Source organism: Clostridium septicum (assembly GCF_003606265.1).
Taxonomy (GTDB): Bacteria; Bacillota; Clostridia; order Clostridiales; family Clostridiaceae; genus Clostridium; species Clostridium septicum.
On sequence record NZ_CP023671.1, the window covers coordinates 1,574,859 to 1,587,809 of the forward strand.

Annotated in this window: 5 protein-coding genes, 3 rRNA genes and 1 riboswitch; of the genes, 2 read left to right on the forward strand and 6 right to left on the reverse strand. The window is 37.0% G+C overall.

Annotated features, from left to right (window positions below):
• Nucleotides 1-29 precede the first annotated feature (29 nt).
• The 5 genes from glgA to nagE all read right to left on the reverse strand — a co-directional run bounded on the left by glgA (nucleotide 30) and on the right by nagE (nucleotide 8,918).
• Entirely contained in the window at nucleotides 30-1,463 is a 1,434-nt protein-coding gene (gene glgA, locus CP523_RS06915; RefSeq protein ID WP_066679175.1) for a glycogen synthase GlgA, read from the reverse strand.
• Between the two features lie 315 nt (nucleotides 1,464-1,778).
• Nucleotides 1,779-1,895, reverse strand: a 5S ribosomal RNA gene (rrf, locus tag CP523_RS06920).
• Nucleotides 1,896-2,097: 202 nt separating this feature from the next.
• Nucleotides 2,098-5,001, reverse strand: a 23S ribosomal RNA gene (locus tag CP523_RS06925).
• 304 nt (nucleotides 5,002-5,305) lie between these two features.
• Nucleotides 5,306-6,820 (reverse strand): 16S ribosomal RNA (locus CP523_RS06930).
• The 16S, 23S and 5S rRNA genes sit together here, the layout of an rRNA operon.
• Before the next feature lie 658 nt (nucleotides 6,821-7,478).
• Nucleotides 7,479-8,918, reverse strand: a complete 1,440-nt coding sequence (nagE, locus tag CP523_RS06935) for an N-acetylglucosamine-specific PTS transporter subunit IIBC (protein WP_120140730.1) — start codon at nucleotides 8,916-8,918, stop codon at nucleotides 7,479-7,481.
• A 470-nt stretch (nucleotides 8,919-9,388) separates the two neighbouring features.
• On the opposite strand from nagE, the gene CP523_RS06940 reads away from it, so the two are divergent.
• Nucleotides 9,389-9,913: a PTS sugar transporter subunit IIA gene (locus CP523_RS06940; protein ID WP_066673635.1), complete on the forward strand. Its 525-nt coding sequence runs from the start codon at nucleotides 9,389-9,391 to the stop codon at nucleotides 9,911-9,913.
• 80 nt (nucleotides 9,914-9,993) lie between these two features.
• On the opposite strand, the gene CP523_RS06945 is transcribed toward CP523_RS06940, so the two are convergent.
• On the reverse strand, nucleotides 9,994-10,929 hold the full coding sequence (locus CP523_RS06945; RefSeq protein ID WP_066673637.1) for a GNAT family N-acetyltransferase: 936 nt from the start codon (nucleotides 10,927-10,929) through the stop codon (nucleotides 9,994-9,996).
• 249 nt (nucleotides 10,930-11,178) lie between these two features.
• A riboswitch (Lysine riboswitch) is annotated at nucleotides 11,179-11,346 on the forward strand.
• Nucleotides 11,347-11,469: 123 nt separating this feature from the next.
• Between CP523_RS06945 and CP523_RS06950 the strand changes: the two genes are divergently transcribed.
• Nucleotides 11,470-12,909, forward strand: a complete 1,440-nt coding sequence (locus CP523_RS06950) for an amino acid permease (RefSeq protein WP_066673639.1) — start codon at nucleotides 11,470-11,472, stop codon at nucleotides 12,907-12,909.
• The last annotated feature ends 42 nt before the right edge of the window (nucleotides 12,910-12,951 follow it).

Here is a 12,951-nt window from a genome sequence, read left to right on the forward strand (position 1 = left end):
CCCTCCTCCTACTAATAGCTGTATTATATCTATCTACCAATTACTTCACCATATAATCTTCTATATTCATTTGCTGATTTTTCCCAACTATTATCAGATCTCATTGCTTGTGCAATTAAGGAATTCCAAGTATTTTTATCCTTATATATCTCTAATGCATATTCTGTTACTTCCATAAGCTCATTTCCTAGATAATTAACAAAACCAAACCCATTCCCTACTCCATTATATTTATTGTAAGGCTTTATTGTGTCTCTTAATCCACCAGTTTCTCTAACTATTGGTAATGTTCCATATCGTAATGCTATAAGCTGTCCTAAACCACATGGCTCAAATAGAGAAGGCATCAAAAATAAATCTGATCCAGCATATATTTTGTGTGCCAAAGAGTTATCAAAATTTATATTTACAGAAACTTTATCATGATATCTATAATTAAAATTTCTAAATGTTTCTTCATATAAATAATCTCCAGTTCCTAAAATAACTACTTGTATATCTCTTTGCAATAACCTATCTAATATGTTTATTATTAAATCACAACCTTTTTGGTGAGTAAGCCTAGTTACCATACCAATCATTGGTATATCTCTATTTACTGGTAATCCAAGTTGCCTTTGCAACTTTTCCTTATTTATAACCTTATTATCAATTTCAGACTCTGAATATGTTTTACATATGAATTTATCATTCTTAGGATTATATTCTTCATAATCAATACCATTTATTATTCCCTTCAGAGCATAACTTCGCTCTTTTAAAAGTCCTTCTAAACCTTCACCATATTCTCTAGTTTGTATTTCCCAAGCATAAGTTTCACTTACTGTTAATATTTGATCTGAATAATTTATTCCACCTTTTAAAAAACTTACTCCACCATCCAATTCCAAACTTCCATTTAAAAATGGTTCATAGTCATAGCCAAATAACTCTGGTAAAATCTTTGGCGACATAACTCCCTTAAAAAGTAAGTTGTGTATAGAAAAGAATATTTTTATATTTTTATAAAACTCTCTTTTTTGATATTCCAATTTATATAAAACTGGTATCATCCCTGTTTGCCAATCATTGCAATGAATTACATCTGGTTTCCAATTTAATTGGTTAATAGTTTCTAAAACTGCTCTATTAAAAAAAGCGAACCTCTCGCCATCATCATAATGTCCGTATAATTCTTTTCTTTTAAAATAATATTCATTATCTAAAAAATAATAAATTACACCCTTATATTCACATTGAAATACACCACAATATTGATTTCTCCAACCCACTTTAACTCTAAAAGCTTTTATAAACTTTAAACTTTTAACGAAGTTTTCATTAATATATTGATATTTAGGAATTATCACTCTTATATCTATGCCTTGATTTTTTAAAGCTTGAGGAAGTGCTCCCATTACATCTCCTAACCCCCCAGTTTTAATAAAAGGATGAGCTTCAGAGGCTACCATTAATATCTTCATTTTAACCACTCTCCTACTTAAACTTATTATATTAAAATTTTTATTCATTATCTTTATAATTACATTATTTAAGTCTATTTGGTATGGTATTAAACTTTTGATATTAGTCCCTTCTTATTTTGTTATCTTATTTAACCATATCTTTCACCTTAAAATTTATAATAAATTCTTACATCTATATTTATGAAAATTTTTCGTTTATATGATAAAAGAAAATAAAAAAACTCACAATTATAAAAATAACTGTGAGTTTTTTAAGCTTTTAATAAAAATTAACACAAAAAAATAAGAGTCTTAATAGACTCTTATTTACTAACCTGGCAACGTTCTACTCTCCCACACAGTCTCCCGTGCAGTACCATCGACGCTGTAGAGCTTAACTTTCCTGTTCGGAATGGGAAGGAGTGTTTCCTCTACGCCATCATCACCAGATGGTGTGAAATCCTAAATCTTTGATTTAGATATCGAACCTACTCAGCTGTGCTGAGTTTCCTTTTCAATAATTAAATCTTAGTTTAGTTCTTACTTTACTTTTTCAGAGAATGTTCTCTGAAAATTGCACATGAATGAGAGCCAAAATCTTTGATTTCGTTTCTCGAATTCACTCAGCTCTGCTGAGTTTCATCTTATTGTTTTGGTCAAGCCCTCGACCTATTAGTATCAGTCAGCTAAATATGTTACCACACTTACACCTCTGACCTATCAACCTTGTGTTCTTCAAGGGGTCTTACTAGCTTATGCTATGGGAAATCTCATCTTGAGGGGGGCTTCACGCTTAGATGCTTTCAGCGTTTATCCCTTCCCGACTTAGCTACCCAGCCATGCTCCTGGCGGAACAACTGGTGCACCAGAGGTCAGTCCATCCCGGTCCTCTCGTACTAAGGACAGCTCCTCTCAAATTTCCTACGCCCGCGACGGATAGGGACCGAACTGTCTCACGACGTTCTGAACCCAGCTCGCGTGCCGCTTTAATGGGCGAACAGCCCAACCCTTGGGACCTACTACAGCCCCAGGATGCGACGAGCCGACATCGAGGTGCCAAACCTCCCCGTCGATGTGGACTCTTGGGGGAGATCAGCCTGTTATCCCCGAGGTAGCTTTTATCCGTTGAGCGATGGCCCTCCCACGAGGTACCACCGGATCACTAAGCCCGACTTTCGTCCCTGCTCCACTTGTGGGTGTCGCAGTCAGGCTCCCTTCTGCCTTTGCACTCTTCGAACGATTTCCGACCGTTCTGAGGGAACCTTTGGGCGCCTCCGTTACTTTTTAGGAGGCGACCGCCCCAGTCAAACTGCCCACCTAACAATGTCCCGTCACCAGATTCATGGCGTCCGGTTAGAACCCCAATACTGTCAGGGTGGTATCCCAAGGTTGACTCCACCAAGGCTGACGCCCTAGTTTCCAAGTCTCCCACCTATCCTGTACAGACAATATCGGAATTCAATGCTAAGCTACAGTAAAGCTCTACGGGGTCTTTCCGTCCAATCGCGGGTAGCGAGCATCTTCACTCGCACTACAACTTCGCCGGATTTGCAGTTGAGACAGTGCCCAAGTCATTACGCCATTCGTGCGGGTCAGAACTTACCTGACAAGGAATTTCGCTACCTTAGGACCGTTATAGTTACGGCCGCCGTTTACTGGGGCTTAAGTTCACACCTTCGCTTGCGCTAAGTGTTCCCCTTAACCTTCCAGCACCGGGCAGGCGTCAGCCCCTATACATCAGCTTGCGCTTTAGCAGAGACCTGTGTTTTTGCTAAACAGTTGCTTGGGCCTATTCTCTGCGGCCTACTCTCGTAGGCACCCCTTCTCGCTAACTTACGGGGTCAATTTGCCTAGTTCCTTAACTGCAATTCTTCCGCTGGTCTTAGGATTCTCTCCTCATCTACCTGTGTCGGTTTGCGGTACGGGCACTACTTCTCTCTCTAGATGCTTTTCTTGGAAGCATGGAATCAGATACTTCAGCCTAATGGCCTTCCCCATCACGCCTCAGGATTGTTGAAACGGATTTGCCTATTTCAACTCCCTAAACGCTTAGACTAGCATTTCCAATCGCTAGCACATCCTATCCTTCTCCGTCACACCATCGATAATAACGATTGTAGTGGTATCGGAATATCAACCGATTGTCCATCGCCTACGCCTATCGGCCTCGGCTTAGGTCCCGACTAACCCTGGGCGGACGAGCCTTCCCCAGGAAACCTTAGATTTTCGACCTGTGAGATTCTCACTCACATCTCGCTACTAATGCCAACATTCTCACTCGTAATCAGTCCACCGCTCCTTACGGTACGACTTCAGCCCGATTACGACGCTCCTCTACCGCTCATCTTACGATGAGCCCGTAGCTTCGGTGGTAAGTTTGAGCCCCGGACATTTTCGGCGCAGGATCTCTCGACTAGTGAGCTATTACGCACTCTTTCAATGAGTGGCTGCTTCTAAGCCAACATCCTAGTTGTCTTAGAAATCCCACATCCTTTTCCACTTAACTTACACTTTGGGACCTTAGCTGACGATCTGGGCTTTTTCCCTTTTGACCACGGATCTTATCATTCGTAGTCTGACTGCCGGACTAATAGTATATGGCATTCGGAGTTTGATAAGGTTCGGTAAGCGATACGCCCCCTAGCCCATTCAGTGCTCTACCTCCATTACTCATATCCGACGCTAGCCCTAAAGCTATTTCGAGGAGAACCAGCTATCTCCGAGTTCGATTGGAATTTCTCCGCTATCCACAGCTCATCCCATGCTTTTTCAACAGCAACGTGGTTCGGTCCTCCACGGGGTTTTACCCCCGCTTCAACCTGGCCATGGATAGGTCACCCGGTTTCGGGTCTACGGCATGCAACTACTCGCCCTATTAAGACTCGGTTTCCCTTCGGCTCCGTACCTTAAGTACTTAACCTTGCTACATACCGTAACTCGTTGGCTCGTTCTACAAAAAGCACGTCATCACACTCATATGGTGCTCTGACCGGTTGTAGGCACACGGTTTCAGGTTCTATTTCACTCCCCTCCCGGGGTTCTTTTCACCTTTCCCTCACGGTACTGCTTCACTATCGGTCATCAGGTAGTATTTAGCCTTGGGAGGTGGTCCTCCCTGCTTCCCACAAGGTTTCACGTGTCTCGTGGTACTCTGGATCAGAACTCTAAACCTTTTTGTTTTACCTACGTGGCTATTACACTCTATGGCCTAACTTTCCAGTTATTTTCGGTTACAAATTAGTTTATTTTATGTTCTGTCCGCAACCCCAGAGATAAATCTCTGGTTTGGGCTCTTTCCCTTTCGCTCGCCGCTACTTAGAAAATCGATTTTTCTTTCTCTTCCTCCAGGTACTTAGATGTTTCAGTTCCCTGGGTTTACCTTCCTGCAACTATTTATTCATTACAGGATACATGGGGTTTCCCATGTGAGTTTCCTCATTCGGAGATCTCCGGATCACTGGCTATGTGCGCCTACCCGAAGCTTTTCGCAGCTTATCACGTCCTTCATCGGCTCCTGATGCCAAGGCATTCACCATGCGCCCTTTGTAGCTTGACCTATACGGTTCTCTTTTACAAAGAGTTAATTTACTTTCACAAAGAATATTATTCTTGGCTTGTTGTCACTTCTCAATTAACTTTCGTTAATCTGAAACTCCTGTTCACATACGCTTTCAGGAGTAAGTTCGAATAACTAAATTATAATTTTAGATTCTCACTTAAGTTGTTTTTAATTCATGTGCAATTTTCAAAGAACAAAAATTTTGAAGGCTTTTGGTCCTTCAAAATTGAACAGAAGTTAAGATACCATATCTTTTGAGTTATTACTAGTTAATCATCTTGTTAACTAGATTTCTCCATAGAAAGGAGGTGATCCAGCCGCAGGTTCTCCTACGGCTACCTTGTTACGACTTCACCCCAATCGCTGACCCTACCTTAGGTCGCTGCCTCCTTGCGGTTAGCTCACGAACTTTGGGTATTGCCAACTCTCATGGTGTGACGGGCGGTGTGTACAAGGCCCGGGAACGTATTCACCGCGACATGCTGATTCGCGATTACTAGCAACTCCAGCTTCATGTAGGCGAGTTTCAGCCTACAATCCGAACTGAGACAAGTTTTATAGTTTAGCTCCACCTCGCGGTATTGCATCTCGTTGTACTTGCCATTGTAGCACGTGTGTAGCCCTAGACATAAGGGGCATGATGATTTGACGTCATCCCCACCTTCCTCCCGGTTAACCCGGGCAGTCTCGCTAGAGTGCTCAACTAAATGGTAGCAACTAACAATAAGGGTTGCGCTCGTTGCGGGACTTAACCCAACATCTCACGACACGAGCTGACGACAACCATGCACCACCTGTCATCCTGTCCCCGAAGGGACTTCCTCGATTAAGAGTAATGCAGGAGATGTCAAGTCTAGGTAAGGTTCTTCGCGTTGCTTCGAATTAAACCACATGCTCCGCTGCTTGTGCGGGCCCCCGTCAATTCCTTTGAGTTTTAATCTTGCGACCGTACTCCCCAGGCGGGATACTTAATGTGTTAACGGCGGCACGGAAGGAGTTGATACCTCCCACACCTAGTATCCATCGTTTACGGCGTGGACTACCAGGGTATCTAATCCTGTTTGCTCCCCACGCTTTCGAGCCTCAGCGTCAGTTACAGTCCAGAGAGTCGCCTTCGCCACTGGTGTTCTTCCTAATCTCTACGCATTTCACCGCTACACTAGGAATTCCACTCTCCTCTCCTGCACTCTAGACTTCCAGTTTGAAATGCAGCCCCCAGGTTGAGCCCGGGTATTTCACATCTCACTTAAAAGTCCGCCTACGCTCCCTTTACGCCCAGTAAATCCGGACAACGCTCGCCACCTACGTATTACCGCGGCTGCTGGCACGTAGTTAGCCGTGGCTTCCTCCTCAGGTACCGTCATTATCGTCCCTGAAGACAGAGCTTTACGATCCGAAAACCTTCATCACTCACGCGGCGTTGCTGCATCAGGGTTTCCCCCATTGTGCAATATTCCCCACTGCTGCCTCCCGTAGGAGTCTGGGCCGTGTCTCAGTCCCAATGTGGCCGATCACCCTCTCAGGTCGGCTACGCATCGTCGCCTTGGTGAGCCGTTACCTCACCAACTAGCTAATGCGCCGCGGGCCCATCTTGTAGCGGATTACTCCTTTAATTGCTGCTCCATGCGAAGCTGCAATGTTATGCGGTATTAATCTCCCTTTCGGGAGGCTATTCCCCTCTACAAGGCAGGTTGCCCACGTGTTACTCACCCGTCCGCCGCTAGGTTTGTTTCCGAAGAAACTCCCCTCGCTCGACTTGCATGTGTTAGGCACGCCGCCAGCGTTCGTCCTGAGCCAGGATCAAACTCTCACTAAAAAGTTTAATCTGTTGCTCAAATTACTTTGAGTCTTTTAAGACTCTCAAAAGAATTGCTGGTTATTACTTAACTTTTATTCTGTTCAATTTTCAAAGACCATTTTCTTCGTCGCCCTCAAGCGACTCATTTATCTTATCATGTCTGTCGAAGTTTGTCAATTAGTTTTTAAAACTTTTTTAAAACTTCTCACATCGCATTAATGTTTTGCATCAGCGACGTGTTTTATCTTAACATAATATCTTATGAAATTACAACAAATTACTGCATTCTATTAAATTTATGCTTATATTTCTCTAAGTATCTCTATATTACTATATAATTCTTATATTGATACACCTGGCAAAGTATTCTTTTTATATTCCTATACTTACTATATATAATGTATTATAACTATAATTTTAATAACTAATTACTTTAATCATACTTTAAAATAGAGTGGACAATATAACTTTATAACTATAATTCTCTCCTCCTACATTATCTCTAGTCTTTCTAATAACATTTATAACAAAATATTTGAACTTTATTTTTAGCCAATTTACTTAGTTTTAAAATCATAATTAAGTTATATGTAATTTAACTATTTTTATATAAGTTACTAAAGAATAAAAAAATATGACGCCTTTAAATATGGCATCATATTTTTTATTTATTATATTAAAGTTGTTTTTTCATACGAGATACTAGTGGATCTGCTATAGTACCAACAACAACTTGTACGTTGTTTCCTGAAAGCTTCATTACACCTGTAGCTCCTAATTTCTTTAATTTTGATTCATCAATTTTTTTGCTATCTGCTAATGTTAATCTTATTCTTGTAACACAAGCATCTAATGATTTAATGTTGTCTTTACCACCGATTGCTTCTATTATCCCTTTAGCTGTAACATCTAAATCTGACTTTTTACCCTTCATATCTCTGCTATCTATTACGTCTATTTCATCATCTTCTCTACCTGGCGTCTTTAAATCAAACTTTTTAATTACAGCATAGAATATTACAAAGTAAATTGCTGCAAATGCTAATCCAACGAATACTAATCCAATTGGATTTTCAGCAATATTAAAGTTTAAAACATAATCTATAAAACCTGCTGAGAATGAGAAACCGTCTCTCATACCCAGGAAGTTAGTTAACGCTAATGATACCCCTGTTAATAAGGCATGAGCTCCATATAAAACTGGTGCTAAGAACATAAATGTAAATTCGATTGGTTCTGTTACACCTGTTAAGAATGAAGTAAACGCTATACCTGCTAACATACCTGTAACTGCTTTTCTCTTCTCTTTCTTAGCTGCTGCTATCATAGCAAAACAAGCTGCTGGTAAAGCAAACATCATAATTGGGAAGAATCCTGTTTGGAATGCCCCTGCAGTTGGGTCTCCATTTAAGAATCTGAATATATCTCCATTGAACACTTCTCCTGAAGCTGCTGTAAATGTACCAAATTGGAACCAGAATATTGTATTTAATACATGGTGTAATCCGATTGGAATTAATAATCTGTTTAAGAAACCAAATCCAAATGCTCCAATTGGACCTGAATTAGCCATAGTGTTACCAAAGTTATTTATACCATCTTGAATACTTGGCCATATCCATCCCATAGCAACCCCTAGTATTAAACATACTAAAGAAGTAATAATTGGAACGAATCTTTTTCCTCCAAAGAATCCAAGGAACTGCGGTACTTTAATATCTTTGAATTTATTATAAAGTAATCCCCCTATAATACCTGTTGCAAAACCTGCTAAAACGCCCATATCAAATTTTATACTTCCGTCAGCTATTCCTGGATTTAATTCACCTGCAAATGCAAATGCAACTTTAGTTAATACAAAATAACCTATTGCCCCAGCTAAACCAGCTACTCCATTATTTTCTTCTGCTAAACCTACAGCAATACCTATTGCAAATAGTATAGCCATATTTCCCATTATAGCGTCTCCAGCTGCTGCCATCCAAGAAATGTCTAATACGTCAGGTTGACCTAATCTTAGTAATAAACCTGCTGCTGGCAAAGCTGCAATTGGTGTCATTAAAGCTTTACCTAATTTCTGTAAAAACCCTAGAACACTTGTGTTTCCTTTTGACATAAATATCCCTCCATTTTTAAAAATATAATTGCTCATAATGATTTTTTCTGACATAACCATATTTTTTGAAAGCAAAACAGCCGGAAAGAATACAAGTATTCTTTCCGGCTTATGCCCATATTCAAATGGTTACACGCCAATTTAAAATCTCTATTTATTATTACAATATCATTGTATACGCTTTAAAACATTTTGTCAACGGTTTCACTAAAACTTTTTTATTTTTTTTTATATTTTATTGACATTACGAAATAACTCTATATATAATATCATTATAAATGTTACTGTTAAATCAGGCATAAGTTCTTTCTGGACTTATGCCATTTTTTATTTTTTATACTTTAATGTATTGAAATACCACCATATATATATACTATTTTTATAATAGTATTTTGCAAAAAATTTATTACAGTAATATATACAAAATATAATATGAAAGGAAGTGGATTCCTGTTTTTCAGGATATACGTATGTTCGATTTTTTAAAAAATATGTTTAAATCAAATGAAGCTCCACAAAAAGAAGAAGTGAACAAAAAATCATCTGGACTTCTTGCTCCTGTCTCAGGTCAAGCAATTCCTTTATCTGAAGTGCCAGATCAAGTTTTTGCTGAAAAGTTAGCTGGAGATGGAATAGGTATAATAGCTGAGGGAGATACTGTTGTTGCTCCTGCTGATGGAGAATTAACTTTAGTTTTCAAAACAAAGCATGCTTTTGCAATGACTTTAGATAATGGTTTAGAACTGTTAGTTCATATAGGTTTAGAAACTGTATCTCTAAATGGAGAAGGTTTTGAACAACTTGTAGAACAAGGAACTAGAGTTAAAGCTGGTACTCCTATAATGAAGATAGATACTAACTTCATAGCAAGCAAAGGATTATCTCTTGCTACACCAGTTTTAATAACTAATGTAGATGCAGCTAAATCAATCACTCCAGTTGCTACTGGAAAAGTTGTAGCTGGTGAAACTCCAGTTGTTGACTTTGAAGTTTAATATATAATTTTATGGTTTATTGCTTAAAGAAAACGCTACAAAATTTTTGTAGCGTTTTTTCATATAGATTAATATTAAACTTAATCTTCTAAAATCTTATATAAAGTTAGGTGGTCTTTCCAACTTCCATTTATAAATAAATATTTTTCATTTATACCTATTTCTTTAAATCCACATCCTAAAAGTACAGCTTTAGATCTTTTGTTATCTAATAAAACTGATGCTTCAATTCTATGTAACTCTAATTCACTTTTAGAATAGTCTAAAATAAGCCTCACCGCTTCCTTCATATATCCTTTCCCTTGATATTCCCTATCTATAGAGTATCCTAAAATAGCACTTTTAAATATTCCATATACAATGTTTGATAGTTTAGCTTTACCTATTAACTTTTCATCTTTATATATTCCTAAATCATAACTAGTTCCATTTATAAGCTGCCTATAACTTTCTATTAATATATCCCTTTGGGTTTCATATGTATAAAAACTATCATCTCTGCTTGGTTCATAAGGATCTAAATGCTCTTTATTTCTTATATAATAATCCAGTAAATCTTCAGCATTTTCCGGAGTTAAATTTCTTATTTCTATATTTTCACCTTTCAATCTAATTATGGATGTTACAAATGAATTATTATAATCACTTCTATTTATACCAAAGCTAAGTTCATCCATAAAATGACCATTTACAAAAAGATTATCTGAAAATATCCCTTCTAAAACAAATCCTAAATCTATAAACACTTTAAAATTCGCATTTTCGTTTACTATAAAATTAGCTTTATATATACTTGAATCCTTAAATATCGCCCTTAATATATTACTGACTGTTTCACTTAATAATTCTGGATCATTATATCTGTAAAACTTAAGTCTTACATTGCATTTTTTATTATCCTTATCTAGCTCTAAAATGGTAAATCTACCTACTACTATGCTATTTTTATCTCTAATAATATAATCACTAAATGTTCCTTTTACTAAATCTATACTTATCCCTTTACTTTCCTTCATAAATAAATTCTCCTAAGGATTTTTTTAACATAATATATTTATTATAACGATAAATATAGTTTATACACAATATAAAATTATCTTTAAAATGAATATATATTTATTAAAATTAAATTTACAAGCTATTTTAAGATAATGCTTGTATTTTAATAATAATATTAGATTAAAATGTTAAAACTCACTTTTAACAACTTACATTAAAATTGACTATTTCTTCTTATTGATTAATAATAATCACATTAAATGAATAACTGAGATAGAGGCGCAAAAATTATTAGTAACATTATTGAGTTAAGCACAGTGAGGTAATGTGAAAGGATTTTTTGCCGAAGTGTACGGGTAATGCTTTAATACCGTATGCTGGTGTTGCATAGAATATATGTAATACTGTCACATTTGTGGAGCGCTATCATTCTTCGTATATGAATAGTATTTTATATGCCCTGAGTATAGTCTTAGGGCATTTTTTTATTTTACAATCAAGTTAATCTTCATCTTAGTTAAACATTTATGTATTTTACAGTTAATGGAGGACTTGATATGGATTCAGTAAATAGTTGCAATGTTGAATTAAAAAAAGGACTTAAATCTAGACATCTTAGCATGATTGCTATAGGTGGTTCTATAGGTACGGGAATCTTCCTTGCTATGGGAGATACAATACATAAAGCAGGGGCTGGTGGTGCCTTAGTCGCTTACGCTTTAATTGGTATAATGGTATATTTTTTAATTAGTAGTTTAGGAGAAATGGCAACATTTATGCCTGTCTCTGGTTCATTTGGCACATATGCTACAGAGTTTATAGACCCTGCTGTAGGATTTGCTCTTGGTTGGAATTATTGGTTTAACTGGGCAATAACAATTGCTGCTGAACTTGTAGCATCATCTTTAATAATGAAATTTTGGTTTCCTAATGTTCCAGGGATAATCTGGAGCGTTTTATTACTATCAATAATAGTTACACTTAATTTACTATCAACAAAAGCTTACGGCGAGTCTGAATTTTGGTTTGCTAGTATAAAAGTAATAACAGTTATAGTATTTTTAATAATTGGATTTTTAAATATTTTTGGAATAATGGGTGGACATGCTGTTGGATTTTCTAACTTCACATCAAATGGTGGACCATTCATTGGAGGATTTAAATCTATCTTCATAGTATTTTTATTAGCTGGTTTCTCTTTCCAAGGAACTGAACTAGTTGGTATTGCTGCAGGTGAAAGTGAAAATCCTGAAAAATCAATACCTAAAGCTGTAAATAGTGTATTTTGGAGAATATTACTTTTTTATATAGGAACTATAGTAGTTATTGGGGCTTTAATACCACTTTCAGAAGTTGGAGTTAAAGAAAGCGCATTTACACTTGTTTTTGAAAAAGCTGGTGTAGCTGCAGCTGCATCAATTATGAATGCTGTAATATTAAGTTCAGTATTATCTGCTGGAAATTCCGGGATGTATGCCTCAAGTAGAATGCTATACTCAATGGCAAAGGAAGGTATGGCTCCTAAACTATTTGCCAAAGTAAATTCTAATGGAGTTCCTATAAACTCCGTTATAGCCACTACAATAATTGCATCAGCTTGTTTCTTAACAGGGATTTATGCTGAAGATAGTGTTTATGTATGGCTTGTAGCCGCTTCAGGATTAGCTGGATTTATAGCATGGATGGGAATAGCATTATGTCATTATAGATTTAGAAAAGCTTGCAAAGCTCAAAATTTTGATTTAAACAAATTACCTTATAAATCAAAATTCTTCCCATTTGGACCTATAATAGCATTAATATTATGTACTATTGTAATTTTAGGACAAGGTCTTTCTTATATATCTGAATCAGGAATTGATTGGATGGGAATTTGTTCATCATATATAGGCATCCCTTTATTCTTAATTTTATGGTTAGGATATAAATTTAAAAACAAGACCAAACTTGTTGATTTAAAGAAAGTTAATTTAACAAAGTATTCAATAAAAAAATAAATATATTTAAAACTCTAAGATTTTCTTAGAGTTTTTCTTTTT